General features: G+C 39.5%; 19 protein-coding genes, 1 pseudogene and 1 riboswitch. Of the genes and pseudogenes, 16 read left to right on the plus strand and 4 right to left on the minus strand.

Annotated elements, in window-relative coordinates:
• Positions 1–40 precede the first annotated feature (40 nt).
• Complete coding sequence (gene lysA / locus ABVJ71_RS01970) at positions 41–1,366, plus strand: diaminopimelate decarboxylase (protein ID WP_353856521.1); 1,326 nt, start codon at positions 41–43, stop codon at positions 1,364–1,366.
• A 72-nt stretch (positions 1,367–1,438) separates the two neighbouring features.
• Here lysA and ABVJ71_RS01975 read toward each other — a convergent pair whose 3' ends face one another.
• A complete protein-coding gene (locus tag ABVJ71_RS01975) occupies positions 1,439–2,323 on the minus strand; it encodes a DUF1002 domain-containing protein (RefSeq protein WP_353855361.1) in 885 nt (294 codons plus the stop codon).
• A 150-nt stretch (positions 2,324–2,473) separates the two neighbouring features.
• Positions 2,474–2,614 (minus strand): hypothetical protein, encoded by a 141-nt coding sequence (locus ABVJ71_RS01980; RefSeq protein WP_353855362.1) that lies wholly within the window; start codon positions 2,612–2,614, stop codon positions 2,474–2,476.
• A gap of 115 nt (positions 2,615–2,729) precedes the next feature.
• Between ABVJ71_RS01980 and ABVJ71_RS01985 the strand changes: the two genes are divergently transcribed.
• From ABVJ71_RS01985 to ABVJ71_RS02015, 7 genes and pseudogenes are all read left to right on the plus strand, one after another.
• Positions 2,730–3,167 (plus strand): peptidylprolyl isomerase, encoded by a 438-nt coding sequence (locus tag ABVJ71_RS01985; protein ID WP_353855363.1) that lies wholly within the window; start codon positions 2,730–2,732, stop codon positions 3,165–3,167.
• A 143-nt stretch (positions 3,168–3,310) separates the two neighbouring features.
• Positions 3,311–3,547, plus strand: a complete 237-nt coding sequence (locus ABVJ71_RS01990) for a DUF2164 domain-containing protein (protein ID WP_353856522.1) — start codon at positions 3,311–3,313, stop codon at positions 3,545–3,547.
• A gap of 248 nt (positions 3,548–3,795) precedes the next feature.
• Entirely contained in the window at positions 3,796–4,140 is a 345-nt protein-coding gene (locus tag ABVJ71_RS01995) for a hypothetical protein (protein ID WP_353855364.1), read from the plus strand.
• 114 nt (positions 4,141–4,254) lie between these two features.
• A riboswitch (FMN riboswitch) is annotated at positions 4,255–4,397 on the plus strand.
• A gap of 218 nt (positions 4,398–4,615) precedes the next feature.
• Entirely contained in the window at positions 4,616–5,266 is a 651-nt protein-coding gene (ribE, locus tag ABVJ71_RS02000) for a riboflavin synthase (protein WP_353855365.1), read from the plus strand.
• 11 nt (positions 5,267–5,277) lie between these two features.
• Positions 5,278–5,898, plus strand: a pseudogene (gene ribB, locus ABVJ71_RS02005) (3,4-dihydroxy-2-butanone-4-phosphate synthase); the annotation flags it as partial.
• A 30-nt stretch (positions 5,899–5,928) separates the two neighbouring features.
• Complete coding sequence (ribE, locus tag ABVJ71_RS02010) at positions 5,929–6,393, plus strand: 6,7-dimethyl-8-ribityllumazine synthase (protein ID WP_353855366.1); 465 nt, start codon at positions 5,929–5,931, stop codon at positions 6,391–6,393.
• Positions 6,394–6,507: 114 nt separating this feature from the next.
• Positions 6,508–6,861 carry a GNAT family N-acetyltransferase gene (locus ABVJ71_RS02015; protein WP_353855367.1) on the plus strand — a complete coding sequence of 118 codons (354 nt, stop codon included), beginning with the start codon at positions 6,508–6,510 and terminating at the stop codon, positions 6,859–6,861.
• Between the two features lie 26 nt (positions 6,862–6,887).
• On the opposite strand, the gene ABVJ71_RS02020 is transcribed toward ABVJ71_RS02015, so the two are convergent.
• Together ABVJ71_RS02020 and ABVJ71_RS02025 are read right to left on the minus strand one after the other, a co-directional pair.
• Positions 6,888–7,412 carry a DUF309 domain-containing protein gene (locus ABVJ71_RS02020; protein ID WP_353855368.1) on the minus strand — a complete coding sequence of 175 codons (525 nt, stop codon included), beginning with the start codon at positions 7,410–7,412 and terminating at the stop codon, positions 6,888–6,890.
• 90 nt (positions 7,413–7,502) lie between these two features.
• Entirely contained in the window at positions 7,503–7,595 is a 93-nt protein-coding gene (locus ABVJ71_RS02025; RefSeq protein WP_008359694.1) for a YjcZ family sporulation protein, read from the minus strand.
• Positions 7,596–7,804: 209 nt separating this feature from the next.
• Here ABVJ71_RS02025 and ABVJ71_RS02030 point away from each other — a divergent pair, with 209 nt between their 5' ends.
• The 8 genes from ABVJ71_RS02030 (at position 7,805) to ABVJ71_RS02065 (ending at position 13,607) form a co-directional block, all read left to right on the plus strand.
• Positions 7,805–8,563 (plus strand): segregation/condensation protein A, encoded by a 759-nt coding sequence (locus tag ABVJ71_RS02030; RefSeq protein WP_353855369.1) that lies wholly within the window; start codon positions 7,805–7,807, stop codon positions 8,561–8,563.
• The gene (gene scpB / locus ABVJ71_RS02035) at positions 8,553–9,146 is read left to right on the plus strand and encodes an SMC-Scp complex subunit ScpB (protein WP_353855370.1); all 594 of its coding nucleotides are present in this window, start codon (positions 8,553–8,555) and stop codon (positions 9,144–9,146) included. The genes ABVJ71_RS02030 and scpB overlap by 11 nt, the downstream gene beginning before the upstream one ends.
• Before the next feature lie 114 nt (positions 9,147–9,260).
• A complete protein-coding gene (locus tag ABVJ71_RS02040) occupies positions 9,261–9,740 on the plus strand; it encodes a YpuI family protein (RefSeq protein WP_353855371.1) in 480 nt (159 codons plus the stop codon).
• Positions 9,741–9,847: 107 nt separating this feature from the next.
• A complete protein-coding gene (locus ABVJ71_RS02045) occupies positions 9,848–10,999 on the plus strand; it encodes a D-alanyl-D-alanine carboxypeptidase family protein (RefSeq protein ID WP_353855372.1) in 1,152 nt (383 codons plus the stop codon).
• Positions 10,987–11,577, plus strand: a complete 591-nt coding sequence (locus tag ABVJ71_RS02050) for a nucleoside recognition domain-containing protein (RefSeq protein WP_353855373.1) — start codon at positions 10,987–10,989, stop codon at positions 11,575–11,577. The genes ABVJ71_RS02045 and ABVJ71_RS02050 overlap by 13 nt, the downstream gene beginning before the upstream one ends.
• Before the next feature lies 1 nt (position 11,578).
• Positions 11,579–12,115 carry a spore maturation protein gene (locus ABVJ71_RS02055; RefSeq protein ID WP_353855374.1) on the plus strand — a complete coding sequence of 179 codons (537 nt, stop codon included), beginning with the start codon at positions 11,579–11,581 and terminating at the stop codon, positions 12,113–12,115.
• Between the two features lie 136 nt (positions 12,116–12,251).
• Positions 12,252–12,986: a 23S rRNA pseudouridine(2605) synthase RluB gene (gene rluB / locus ABVJ71_RS02060; protein ID WP_353855375.1), complete on the plus strand. Its 735-nt coding sequence runs from the start codon at positions 12,252–12,254 to the stop codon at positions 12,984–12,986.
• A gap of 90 nt (positions 12,987–13,076) precedes the next feature.
• The gene (locus tag ABVJ71_RS02065; protein WP_353855376.1) at positions 13,077–13,607 is read left to right on the plus strand and encodes a thiol-disulfide oxidoreductase ResA; all 531 of its coding nucleotides are present in this window, start codon (positions 13,077–13,079) and stop codon (positions 13,605–13,607) included.
• The last annotated feature ends 1 nt before the right edge of the window (position 13,608 follow it).

Genomic DNA, 13,608 nt, shown 5'->3' on the forward strand with positions numbered 1-13,608 from the left:
CTGTCTTTTTTTAGCCGAGGCGGAGAAAGAGGGAATGACATTGTATTTACACGGCACTTGCAGACAAAATGAACTCGGTCATTTAGAAATTGGTGGTGTTGATGCCGTTTCATTAGCTGAAGCGTATGGGACACCACTTTATGTATATGATGTGGCTTTAATACGGGAGCGCGCAAAAAACTTTCAGAAAGCTTTTAAAGAAGAAGAATTAAAAGCGCAAGTAGCTTATGCAAGTAAAGCTTTTTCTTCTATTGCAATGTTTCAGCTTGTCAAGGAAGAAGGTTTATCGCTTGATGTCGTATCAGGTGGGGAGCTACATACAGCCATTTGTGCTGGGTTTCCATCAGATAAAATTCATTTCCATGGCAATAACAAAAGTAGAGAAGAACTGAAGATGGCCTTAGAGTACGGCATCGGCTGCATTGTGGTAGATAACTTCTATGAATTGAAGATGATTGAACAACTTAGTCAAGAGCAATCAAAAAAAGTGAAGGTTCTGCTCCGAATCACACCAGGTGTAGAAGCACATACCCATGATTACATTACAACAGGGCAGGAAGATTCAAAATTTGGCTTTGATCTTCATAACGGACAAGCAGAAGAAGCTTTGAAACAAGCCCTTGGATCAGAAGTGATTGAACTATTAGGTGTCCATTGCCATATTGGCTCCCAAATTTTTGATACAGCTGGTTTCGTACTAGCAACGGATAAAATCTTTATGAAACTAAATGAATGGAGAGAATCATTTGGCTTTATCCCAACTGTGTTAAATTTAGGCGGGGGCTTTGGTATACGCTATACAGCTGATGATGAACCGCTACCTGCAACTGAATATGTTGAAAAAATTATTCAAGCAGTAAAAGAGAACGTCGCTCGTTACCAATTCGTTATGCCAGAAATTTGGATCGAACCAGGTCGCTCTCTTGTTGGAGATGCAGGAACGACTCTATATACAATCGGGTCGTCAAAACATGTACCTGGTATTCGTGATTATGTAGCAGTTGACGGAGGGATGAGCGATAACATTCGTCCAGCTTTATACCAAGCGAAATATGAAGCGGCAAGCGCCAATAAAATGAATCATAAGCATGATCAAACAGTCTCTATTGCAGGTAAATGCTGCGAGAGTGGAGATATGCTCATTTGGGATATCGACCTGCCAGAGTTATCACAAGGAGATTTATTAGCTGTCTTTTGTACAGGAGCTTACGGATACAGTATGTCAAACAACTATAACCGCATCCCGCGCCCGGCTGTTGTGTTTGTAGAAGATGGGGAAGCACAGCTCGTTGTCGAGCGAGAGACATATGAGGACATCGTGAAACTTGATTTACCTTATCAATCAAAAGTGAAGTCATCAACTTAAAAAAGCATGTAGAATCTTTAGATTCTACATGCTTTTTAATGGATGTTGACGTAAAAAACTCATTCGGATGGTTTATTTTCCACCAGTAAAAACAGATACAACCGCATTCCAAATGGAGACAAAGAAATCCCAAATCTTTTGTAATATGTTTTTGCCTTCATCAGACTCTATGAAGTTCGTTATCTTGTCTTTCGCTTTGTCGATTTGAGATCCGACTTCTTTCCAATCAATATTGATGTTCTTCATTTTATCGAAAAGAGAGACAAGCTGATCCTTTTGTTCTTGCGTCAAATTCAAGTTTAGATCGGAAGCGGCTTTATCCACTTTTTCTTCCACTTCTTTTGTTGTTTTAGGGACACCGTTTTTGGCAATATCATCTTTGATTTTTGCAATAAGGGCAGATGCATTGTCTTTCCCAATTGAATCACCTAATTTAGATGTTGTGACAAGCTCTTCGTTCGCTACTTGCTTGACATCTTCTGGAATGGCTTTATCGCTCGACACTTCATAAGCTTTTAGTAAACCAGTGAGCGCTGCTGTACCAGATACTTCAAATGGGGCAGTCACGACGACTTTGGCGTCTTTGACACCTGCTGTCATTAAAGCATTTAAATACATCTCATCTGTAATCGTCTTAATGTTGTGGGTATCTACAGTAAGACCAGTACCTGATTTTTCAATCGTGATGGATGAAGATGATAACGCTCTAGTGCCGATTTGAGAACGAGGGATATATTTTCCTAAATATTCGTGCTCTTCTTTATTAGTTACTTCAATTTTGGTCGCATTTTCAGGTGGATTCAACTCGTCAAGCACCTTCTGTCGATCAGCAGGTGTTAAGTCTTGCCCGAGTGTGACGATGACATCGCCGACTGCTGCATCTGCTAAGCTGACTTTTGGCGCGCCAATTAGTAAGAGGAGCGCTGCCATCATACAAAGCATTGTTTTTTTAAACATGTTGACCTCCTTCAAGTCGAAAGCGTTCCTCTTTCAAGAGAAACGGAACTTTGAGCACATGCTTTCCTGTGTACTCCATCATATAGACGTAATAAAATACCTTTACGTTTCAATTTCTTTTCAAAGAGATATCTTTTTTTATTTTACGAATCAAATGGATAATACAGTACTAATAAATGGAAAACGAACCGCAATATAAAACTCAGCCATTAGACCTGTATATGCGAGAGCCACAAGCTGCATATAAGATAGGTCTTGAAAATAGGTATAAAGGATCTTACATGCTATCAATGTTAAAAAAGAGAGGTAAACAAGAAATTCTATTGAATCATGAAGCAGGAATGTTTCACTTCATAGAAAATGTGCTATAATGAGCGTTGTTTAACCCGAAAGGAGACTGTGAAAAATGGCGAAAAAGGGATACATACAACTGACAAATGGAAAGAAAATTGAGTTTGAACTTTACCCAGATGCTGCTCCAGGCACAGTAGCAAACTTTGAAAAGCTAGCAAATGAAGGCTTTTACGATGGGTTGAAATTCCACCGCGTAATCCCAGGTTTTGTGAGCCAAGGAGGCGATCCGAACGGTAATGGAACTGGAGGTCCTGGTTACACAATTAAATGTGAAACAGAAGGAAATCCTCATCAACATGAAAGAGGTTCATTATCGATGGCACATGCAGGTAAAGACACAGGCGGCAGCCAATTCTTTATCGTACACGATCCACAGCCGCATCTAGATGGTGTTCATACTGTTTTTGGTAAGGTAACATCAGGTATCGAGGCCGTTCTTAACATGGAACAAGGTCAAGGCATGGAAAAAGTCGAAGTTGTAGATGCATAATAAGAAAGGAACACCGCATTTAGCGGTGTTTTTTTATGGTAAATACAGCGCAGTGGCATTATATATGATATAATAGAACGTATATTCGCACGATTGGTTTGTTGATTGTCCGATCTAAATAGTGGAGAAAGCTGGTGGACAGTATGAAATCATTTTCAACAGAAGAAAAGAGACAAATGATCAATGAAATACAACGTTTTTTTGCAAAAGAGCGCGAAGAACAAATTGGAGAAGTGGCAGCCGGTCAAGTATTAGCGTTTATCACACATCACCTTGGAAGCTACTATTATAATCAGGGAGTGCGCGATAGTCGAGATATTGCGGTTCAACGTGCGCAAGCATTAGAAGAAGACTTGTTTGCACTTGAAAAAAGAATATAGAAAAAAAGTCTCTTTTAAGCTACTAAGTGGTTTACAATCGTTATCAGGAGAAATTCAAAAAAACACCCCCTTAATAAAGAACGCATATTCGTATCATATGTATTGATTAAAAGGTGGAAACCAAAGTTACGTTTGAATCGTTTTATGAATAACCATTGATGAAATACAGCGCTTTTTTGGTTTTGTTTCATCAAAATATGGAATCAAACATACAAATAGGCGAAGTGCAGATGGTGGAGGTGCTAAATATGGGGAAAATTAAACTAAAAATTGCAATTTTATTTGTTTTACTGCTTTGTTTAGGTGCAAGCTATTTATACATGAATGGCATGAAAATTGAAGATGTGCCAACAGCCATTGGCGAAAGCTTAACAAACAACGATAAAGATTACACGATCTATGAGTATACCATTACGAAAATTGATGGTGATGAATATTATGGTCAAGCGAAAAATGGCACGAAAATCATTTTTAATGGGAAGAAGTTTGAAGACGATGTCTCCGATTTGAAAAAAGGTGACCGCATTAAAGCCTACTTTAGTAAAGAAAAAAGAATAGACGGTCTTATAAAAGTCGTAAAAGTCGTTAATTAACACGTCTCCTTTCCTATAAGGAGGCTTTTTTAATGGAAATGTAAAGGAATCTTGATTGTTGCATTTGTCAACAAGGATCGCTATAATAGCTCCTAAGGACAGATGAATATCGATTGTATCCTTCGGGGCAGGGTGAAAATCCCGACCGACGGTAATAAAGCGAATGCTTTACAGCCCGTGACCCGTTAATTTAATTAACGGTTGATTCAGTGAAAAGCTGAAGCCGACAGTGAAAGTCTGGATGGGAGAAGGATAAAGAAAGCTATGATTGAAAAATATTTGTTAATCATAGTTTTATTTCTGATGCAAAAAAACAAAGCCCCGGAATGTTTTCCGGGGCTTTCTGTATGTAAAAGACATGCAGTGTTGATTAGGTGATCCCTCATATTGTATTGACCATAAAAAGCGACGAAGGTGCTCAATCGATCACATGTCCCTCAATCGCTTTGAAACTTATGAAGAAAGGGAGGATCACATGTTTACGGGTATTATTGAAGAAATTGGCACAGTCCAGTCATTAAGCAAAAGAGCAGCTGATGCTATGAAAATGGTCATCAAGTGTAGCCGTATTCTAGAGGATGTACATCTTGGAGACAGTATTGCAATTAATGGCGTTTGCCTTACTGTCACAAGCTATTCAGAAGAACAATTTACGGCAGATGTGATGCCTGAGACGGTTAAAGCCACATCACTTGGTGACCTCAAATCAGGCAGTAAAGTAAATCTAGAACGTGCCATGTCCTCAAATGGACGATTTGGCGGTCATTTTGTATCAGGCCACATTGATGGGACCGCCTCGATTACCCGAATAGAAAAGAACAGCAATGCCATTTACTATGATTTAGAGATGGACAAGTCTCTCACAGACATGCTTACTAAAAAGGGATCAATTGCATTAGATGGCGTCAGCTTGACGATTTTTGATTTGCGTGATTCACACGTCACAGTCTCCATCATTCCACATACGCTTGAAGGAACAATTTTTCCGACTAAAACTATCGGCGATTTGGTGAATGTAGAGTGTGATATGATCGGGAAATATATTTATCGTTTTTTAACAAAAGGACATGACGATCAACAGCCATCTCGATTGACCCCATCATTTTTAAAAGAGCATGGATTTTAGGAGGCGATTGTATGTATCATTCTGTTGAAGATGCAGTAAAAGCACTTAAACAAGGAGAAATTATTATCGTAGTAGATGATGAAGACAGAGAAAATGAAGGAGACTTTGTGGCACTTGCCGAGCACGCAACGCCAGAGGTCATTAACTTCATGGCTTTATATGGCAGAGGTCTCATTTGTACACCAGTACATGCATCAATCGCAAAACGCCTTCACTTGCATCCAATGGTGGCACGGAACACAGATGCACATCATACAGCATTTACGGTGAGCATTGACCATACATCAACAACGACTGGTATTAGTGCATTTGAACGCTCGACAACCATTTTGGCGATGCTAAATAAAAACGCAGAACCAGAAGAATTTACTCGTCCTGGGCACGTGTTTCCACTTATTGCGAAAGATGGCGGTGTATTAGAAAGACCAGGACATACAGAGGCGGCAGTTGATTTGGCGAGGCTCGCTGGTTCAGAGCCAGCTGGAGTCATATGCGAAATTATGAATATAGATGGTACAATGGCGCGTATCCCTGAGCTGGTGAACATACAAAAAAAGCATGATTTAAAGATGCTGACCATTGAGGCGTTGCGCCAACATTTAAATAATCAAACAACTTTATTAGATACAAAATAAAAATCACAGAAAAAGGATGAGGATCATATGAATACAATACAAGGCCATGTAGTAGCAGAAGGACTAAAATTTGCCATTGTGGCTGCGAGGTTTAATGATTTTATTACAAGCAAGCTGCTAGATGGAGCAGAAGATACATTACTTAGACATGGAGCAAACGGTGATGATATCGATGTTGTTTGGGTACCAGGTGCGTTTGAAATCCCATATATGGCAAAAAAACTAGCAGAGACCAAAAAATATGACGCTGTCATCACACTTGGGACTGTGATCCGCGGTGCGACATCGCATTATGATTATGTTTGCAATGAGGCAGCGAAAGGAATTGCTCAAAGTGCCATATCAACAGGCATTCCTATTATCTTTGGCGTCTTGACGACAGAATCAATCGAACAAGCCATTGAAAGAGCAGGCACAAAAGCTGGAAACAAAGGCAGTGAATCGGCTGCTGCTGCTATTGAAATGGCCAATTTAAATCGAACGTTCCGTTAATTTCATGAAAAAGAGTTTAAAAACTGCATGAAAATGTTTATAATGTGTGATGAGCAAATGATTCACAAGGAGATTTGCTGGAAAAAAGGATAATTTCAATACTGAGGGGTATATATGTTAATTCGTTACAAGAAGTCTTTTGAAAAAATTGCTATGGGACTCCTGTCCTTTATGCCAGGTGAGAAAGACGTCAAACAGCTTCAGCAGACGATTAAGTCGTATGAAACGGATGATAAACGGCAGCTTTTCCTTTGGAAAGATGGCGAGGATATTGTTGGTGCAATTGGTGTGTTAAAAACAGACGACCAAGTACAAATTGAACATATTAGTGTCAATCCATCCCATCGCGATCAAGGGATAGGCAAGGAAATGGTATTAGCCGTGGAAGAGATATTTAAAACAAAATCGCTCATTCCAAATGAATTAACGCAAGGCTTCTTTCAAAAGTGTCATAGTGAAACAAACTAAATATCACACATTTATAAAAGCAGAGGTCAAATCCCTCTGCTTTTTTTACGTTTTAATTGTCTCTTCCGTTCAAGTATTACATCCGACCGATCACGAAGTCGATGTTTTTCAATTAAAAAGGTATGAGATAAGTTACTTTCCTGTCCAAAGGGAAGACCTTCTTTTTCCGCCATTTGTCTGCATAAAGATAGAAGTGCCTCATCCTTTATCGGGAGCATCACACTTTCATAGGGCATCTCTGCGTCCATTTTCTTTTTAAGTGTCCTAAGGAGCAGGATGAACGCTTCATCATCTAGACCAAGATTGACTAATGCCTTTCTTTCAGTTGATAACAAGTGAAGACTGTTTGAAATTAGCCGTTTTGCTCCTTTTACATTACCTCGTCTTTGGTGATATAAAGCGACAGCAAGCTGAATCAACCCTACCCAGTATTCTTTGCGATGCTCTGGGGGATCTTCTTTCCAATATTCTTCAAGAGTTTCATGACATTCAAAATAATCTCTTGTCGTATGAAATTCGTGTAAAAATGCGAGATACGGTTCAGCGTACACATCGGTCATCTCCTTTTCCACTATCAGTCTAACACACCGAAAAGAAAAGAAGAAAGAGCGCCTCTTTTGTCAAAAGGACGCTCTGGTTCTTTAATAAACCCAAGCCGCGCCAACGATGATCAGCAAGATGAACAGCACAACAATAAGCGCAAATCCTCCGCCGAAGTAATAGCCATCTCCCATAATGATACGGCCTCCTTTTTCATCAGTTCGTATTACAGTTGTATTCTATGTATTCGTGCTCACTTTGGTATGGGCGGTTCCGTTGTTTTTTACGTTTTAGCCATTGCAGTAAGGCAGAAATTATATTGGACGAGAGCTTGATGGTGTCTTATACTAAAAGTTAGCCGGTAAAATGGTACTTAGAAGACAGTAGAAATGGTGAGAAAAGAATGCTGGAATATCAAGTGAAAATAGATTCGTTTGAGGGTCCATTGGACTTGCTTTTACATTTAATCAACCGTTTGGAAATAGATATTTATGATATTCCTGTTGCTAAAATTACGGAGCAGTATTTATTATATGTCCATACGATGAGGGAGCTTGAGCTGGATGTAGCAAGTGAGTATTTGGTGATGGCAGCAACCCTCCTAAGTATTAAGAGCAGAATGCTTCTTCCTAAACAAGAGGAAGAGCTTTTTGATGAAGAGCTACTCGAAGAGGAAGAGGACCCTCGTGAAGAGCTGATTGGAAAATTGATTGAATACCGTAAGTATAAAAATGCAGCGCAACAATTAAAGGAACGTGAAGAAGAGCGGCAAAATGCCTTTACGAAACCGCCAAGCGATTTAAGTGAATTTGCAAAAGAAGCTGATGCAAAGGACACAAATTTGCATGTAACGGTGTATGATATGTTAGGTGCGTTCCAAAAGGTATTAAACCGAAAAAAAATAACGAAACCAACACCATCAAAGATTACAAGACAAGAAATTCCGATTGAAGACAAAATGAATGAGATTATGAATCATTTAAGAAAAACAAAAAAACGAATCAATTTCATGACACTTTTCCAACATGATCAAAAGGAACACCTTGTCGTGACGTTTCTTGCTGTTCTCGAACTGATGAAAAGCCAACAAATTATGTTAGAGCAAGAAGGGAACTTTGAAGACATCTATATTATAGGGAGTGAAACGATTCATGACGCTTGATATCGTGAATTGGAAAGCCATTTTAGAAGCGCTGCTTTATGCAGCAGGAGATGAAGGCTTAACAAGGAAACAGCTCATGTCTGTTCTTGAAGTTGATGAGGCGGCATTACTCAACATGATGTCTCTCGTGAAAGAAGAGTATCAAAAAAAAGAACGAGGTATTGAACTCATTGAATATGCCGATTCATATATGTTGCTCACTAAAAAAGAATACAGCGTTTACTTAAAAAAATTAGTGGAAACCCCTTCAAAAGGCTTATCGCAAGCTGCACTAGAGGTACTGGCGATTGTCTCATACAAACAGCCGATTACACGTGCTGAAGTAGAGGAAATCCGTGGCGTCAAATCAGAACGGGTTCTTCACAGTTTAGTAGCCAAAGCATTATTGTGCGAGGTTGGACGTGCAGAAGGTCCGGGACGAGCAATTCTATATGGTACGACACCTACCTTTTTAGAGCAATTTGGCTTAAAGGCTCTTGATGAATTGCCGCCGCTTCCAGAGAATGTTGAGGCAGATGGTATACAAGAAGAAGCCGATTTATTTTTTGAAAACTTCAATCAAACATTTGAAGAAATAAAGTAGTTCTAAACAAGGAAATATGTATGATAAAATATTAAAAAAGATTTTAGGTCTAAAATCTTTTGATGAAAGATAAAATGGTGACAAAGCCATGAGGGGAAGGTAAACACGAAACAAATGGCACATTTAAATGTGAAGGATCAAGTTGATCAAGCAGGCGTATTTTTATCAAAGGTTGCAACTGAAGTGAATGTATTTCTAAATGAAGCTACCTTATCAAGCTTGAAACGATTAAACCCCGAAGCGGAAGCCTATTATTGTGACATATTGAGTACATTACGGAAGCTCGCTGTGTATAGCGAGGATGCGGCAGCAGTTTGCCAGAAAATGGGGCAACAGCATACATTCCCGCAGCAAGCCGCACAGCAAATCCTTTACCGTATTTATCATCAGTGTATTGAAGAATTTTTTACTCCGAAAAAGGATACATGGTATGAGGATAGCCGTTCGGCTTATACTGGGAAAAGCAGTATTGTTTTTCACCATGAGGTATCTGCCGGTCTAAAGCAGTTATTTTCATCATTAGAAAAAGACTTTTTAATGATGAGAGAAGAGCTAGAATATACAGTTTCTCATCATCAAATGAAAATGGTATAAGCAAGAAAAGCGTCTCTATACGTAGAGGCGTTTTTTTGTGGACGAAGCATCATAACTTTTTCTGCCATGCATACACTTTTACAAAACGGACAAGGACGTGAATGAACATGCCCTATTTAAAAATTGGTACAGCAGTCCTTCTTCTATTTACACTTTTATTGCCATTTTCCTCACATGCTCAAGCAGAAGTCTCATTATCAGTGAGTGCGAGAAGCGCCATTTTAATAGATGGACAATCAGGCAGAGTTCTATTTGGAAAAGGCGAGCATGAAAAAAGAAGAGTCGCCAGCATTACAAAAATTATGACTGCTGTATTAGCGATAGAATCAGGAAAAATGAAAGAAACCGTCAAAGTATCAAAACGTGCAACTCAAGCAGAAGGTTCATCGATTTATTTAAAGGAAGGGCAGAAAGTGAGTTTAGAAGACCTTACCTATGGACTTATGCTGCGCTCTGGAAATGATGCAGCTGTTGCCATTGCTGAACATGTTGGCGGCAGTTTAGAAGGATTTATTTTTATGATGAATCAAAAAGCCTCTGAATTAGGAATGGAGAATACGAATTTTCAAAATCCTCATGGACTGGATGATCATAAAAACCACTATTCATCTGCCTATGATATGGCGATACTAACAAAATACGCAATGCAGCATAAAGAATATCAAAAAATTGCCGGCACAACCTTTTATAAAGCAAAGACAATGGAAGGTTACTGGAAAAATAAAAACAAGCTGTTAACAGGTTTATATCCGTATTCTACAGGAGGGAAAACGGGTTATACAAAACTTGCAAAACGAACCCTTGTTTCCACCGCTGAAAAAGGTGATGCTGTATTAATCGCGGTCACCATCAATGCACCGGATGACTGGAATGATCACATTTCTATGTTTGAATATGCATTTGACCACTACAAAACATATCTGCTTGCTAAGAAGGGAAGGCTGGCCTCTTTAAAAGGGACTTTTTACGAAAAAAAAGCTTTCATAAAGCGTGATGTGGACTATTTATTAACTGAATATGAGAAAAAATTAGTGAAAATTGAAACCGAAATGCTCACACCTGAAAAGAAATGGGAGAAACAACCTTCTGCTATTCCAGATGTTGTCGGAAAAATGACATTTTTGTTAGATGATCAAGTCATCGAGCAAGTGCCTATTTATTATGAGAATAAACGCAATCGAATGCCCCAAAAAAGCTTTCAAGAAATGTTTAAATCTGTCTTTCAGACATCTGTAGGCGGTTCTTCATGGTCAATCTAATTTGGGTTTTTCTGACTGTCATCGGTCTTGTATATGCCATGTTTAACGGAACGATGCAGGAAGTGAATGAAGCTGTATTTAAGGGCTCTAAAGAAGCTGTTACGATTTCCATCGGACTGATCAGTGTACTCGTTTTTTGGCTGGGGCTTATGAAAATTGCTGAGGAAGCGGGACTATTAAATTTTTTCAGTAAACTATGCCGGCCGTTTATTTCAAAGCTATTTCCAGACATCCCGCCCAATCATCCAGCAATGGGGTATATATTGTCTAATCTGATGGCAAATTTCTTCGGTCTTGGTAATGCCGCCACACCGCTTGGAATTAAAGCCATGGAACAAATGAAGAAATTAAACGGAGGGAAAAATGAGGCGAGTCGATCAATGATTACGTTTTTGGCTGTCAACACGTCATCCATTACCCTTGTGCCAACAACCGTCATTGCCATTAGAATGACATATGGTGCAGATCAGCCGACAGATATTGTCGGTCCGACTATTTTGGCGACGCTGATTTCCGGCATCGGTGCGATTATCATTGATCGCTATTTCCACTATCGTAGAAGCAGGCGGGGGGGATGATATGGCTTTTGTTAACTGGCTATCACTTGCTTTGATTCCTCTGATCATTGCAGGAATTCTCATTGCAGGAACGATTAAAAAAGTACCGACTTATGAATCGTTTGTTGAAGGCGGCAAAGAAGGAATTCAGATTGCGTTCTCCATCATTCCTTATTTAGTTGGAATGCTTGTTGCGATTACCATTTTTCGTGCTTCAGGTGCGCTTGATTTTGTCATGGATCTGCTAAAGCCTGTGTTTACAGCGATTGGGTTTCCAACAGAGGTAGTTCCGCTGGCGTTTATTCGGCCGATATCAGGAACGGCAGCACTTGGCATGACATCAGATCTCATTGCTACATATGGACCCGATTCTTTTATAGGTCAACTTGCAGCCGTCATGCAGGGATCAACAGACACGACCCTTTACATTTTAACAGTTTATTTTGGAGCAGTTGGAATTAAAAAAATGGGTGATGCACTTAAGGTGGGGCTTTTAGCAGACCTCATCGGGGTTATTGCATCCATTGTCATTGTGAGTTTATTATTTAGCGGCGCCTGACAGGGCGTTTTTTTAATTTTTGTCGCATGGGAATCAATTTTTTAGCTGAAATGAGGCATTCAAAAAGCTAATTTTTTCACGAATGCTTGTTTGTTTCTAGTCAACAAAGTAAGATAGTACATGAGGTGAAAGACAAATGGAACGTTTACAGAAAGTCATTGCACATGCCGGCGTCGCATCTAGGCGAAAGGCTGAAGAACTTATTAAAGAAGGACGAGTTACCGTAAATGGTCAAAAGGTGACAGAGCTTGGCGTAAAAGTGGGCTCTTCAGATAAAATTGAAGTCAACGGATTAAAGTTAGAAAGAGAAGAACCTGTCTATTTCTTGCTCTATAAACCGCGCGGCGTCATTTCTGCAGCAGAAGATGATAAAGGGCGTAAAGTTGTGACAGACTTTTTTGACGATGTCCCGCAGCGACTCTATCCGGTTGGACGCTTAGATTATGATACGAGCGGTTTGATTTTGATTACAAATGACGGGGAATTTGCTCACAAGCTGATGCATCCTAAATATGAAATTGATAAAACATATGTAGCGAAGCTGAAAGGAATTCCTTCAAAAGAATTGCTCAGAAAGCTGGAAAGAGGCATTCTTTTAGATCACAAAAAAACAGCGCCAGCTCGTGTCAAAATGCTTTCCATTGATAAACGAAAGCAGACGTGCATCGTCCAATTGACCATTCATGAAGGTCGAAACAGACAAGTGAGACGTATGTTTGAAGCCATTGGTCATGATGTCTTAAAGCTTAAGAGAGAGCAATACGCATTTCTTCATATCGAAGGGATGAGACCAGGAGATCGAAGAGAATTGTCGCCGCATGAAGTGAAGCGTCTGAGAGCAATCGCTGATCACGGTACAAGTGCTTTCTAATTTTCACATAAACTTCAAAAAATGGAGAAGCATCAAAAGAAGGAGAATGCTATAATTTACCTGAATGTCTATGGGGAAGGGGTACTTCAAATGAAGAAAAGGCGATTTTTCATCAGGACGGGCATTCTCCTCGTGATGCTTGCAGCACTATGTTATACAATGTATCATTCAGTATTTGCTAAACAGGATCGAATCAAAGAAGGCTCAATTGCACCTAACTTTGTCCTTCAATCAGTGAATGGGGAGCGGATTGAACTAAAGGACTTAAAAGGAAAAGGGGTCTTTCTTAATTTTTGGGGTACATGGTGTGTTCCATGTAAACAAGAATTTCCTTATATGGCGAATCAGTATAAAGTGTTCAAGGATCGCGGCGTGGAAATTGTTGCGGTGAATGTCGGGGAATCGAATATTGCTGTAAAGAATTTTATGGATGCCTATGGCGTGAACTTTCCTGTTGCCATGGATAAAGATCGTCAAGTAACAGAGGCATATGATATTACGCCGCTGCCAACTACATTTTTAATTAATCCTGAAGGAAAGGTAATCAAAGTCATAAAGGGAACAATGACAGAACGTAATGTCTATGAATATATGAATTTGATTAAACCAAAGGGGTCATAGA

The organism is Bacillus sp. Bos-x628, from assembly GCF_040500475.1.
Taxonomy (GTDB): Bacteria; Bacillota; Bacilli; order Bacillales; family Bacillaceae; genus Bacillus; species Bacillus maqinnsis.

Excerpts from the sequence above, each read along its gene's own strand:
- ABVJ71_RS01975 (WP_353855361.1), bottom strand. The coding sequence starts at position 2,323 with ATGTTTAAAAAAACAATGCTTTGTATGATGGCAGCGCTCCTCTTACTA.
- ABVJ71_RS02065 (WP_353855376.1), top strand. The coding sequence starts at position 13,077 with ATGAAGAAAAGGCGATTTTTCATCAGGACGGGCATTCTCCTCGTGATG.
- ribE (WP_353855366.1), top strand. The coding sequence starts at position 5,929 with ATGAATACAATACAAGGCCATGTAGTAGCAGAAGGACTAAAATTTGCC.
- ABVJ71_RS02040 (WP_353855371.1), top strand. The coding sequence starts at position 9,261 with ATGGCACATTTAAATGTGAAGGATCAAGTTGATCAAGCAGGCGTATTT.
- scpB (WP_353855370.1), top strand. The coding sequence starts at position 8,553 with ATGACGCTTGATATCGTGAATTGGAAAGCCATTTTAGAAGCGCTGCTT.
- ABVJ71_RS02045 (WP_353855372.1), top strand. The coding sequence starts at position 9,848 with ATGCCCTATTTAAAAATTGGTACAGCAGTCCTTCTTCTATTTACACTT.
- ABVJ71_RS02055 (WP_353855374.1), top strand. The coding sequence starts at position 11,579 with ATGGCTTTTGTTAACTGGCTATCACTTGCTTTGATTCCTCTGATCATT.
- ABVJ71_RS02015 (WP_353855367.1), top strand. The coding sequence starts at position 6,508 with ATGTTAATTCGTTACAAGAAGTCTTTTGAAAAAATTGCTATGGGACTC.
- ABVJ71_RS02025 (WP_008359694.1), bottom strand. The coding sequence starts at position 7,595 with ATGGGAGATGGCTATTACTTCGGCGGAGGATTTGCGCTTATTGTTGTG.
- ABVJ71_RS01990 (WP_353856522.1), top strand. The coding sequence starts at position 3,311 with ATGAAATCATTTTCAACAGAAGAAAAGAGACAAATGATCAATGAAATA.
- ABVJ71_RS01995 (WP_353855364.1), top strand. The coding sequence starts at position 3,796 with ATGGGGAAAATTAAACTAAAAATTGCAATTTTATTTGTTTTACTGCTT.
- ABVJ71_RS01985 (WP_353855363.1), top strand. The coding sequence starts at position 2,730 with ATGGCGAAAAAGGGATACATACAACTGACAAATGGAAAGAAAATTGAG.
- rluB (WP_353855375.1), top strand. The coding sequence starts at position 12,252 with ATGGAACGTTTACAGAAAGTCATTGCACATGCCGGCGTCGCATCTAGG.
- ribE (WP_353855365.1), top strand. The coding sequence starts at position 4,616 with ATGTTTACGGGTATTATTGAAGAAATTGGCACAGTCCAGTCATTAAGC.
- ABVJ71_RS02030 (WP_353855369.1), top strand. The coding sequence starts at position 7,805 with ATGCTGGAATATCAAGTGAAAATAGATTCGTTTGAGGGTCCATTGGAC.
- ABVJ71_RS02050 (WP_353855373.1), top strand. The coding sequence starts at position 10,987 with ATGGTCAATCTAATTTGGGTTTTTCTGACTGTCATCGGTCTTGTATAT.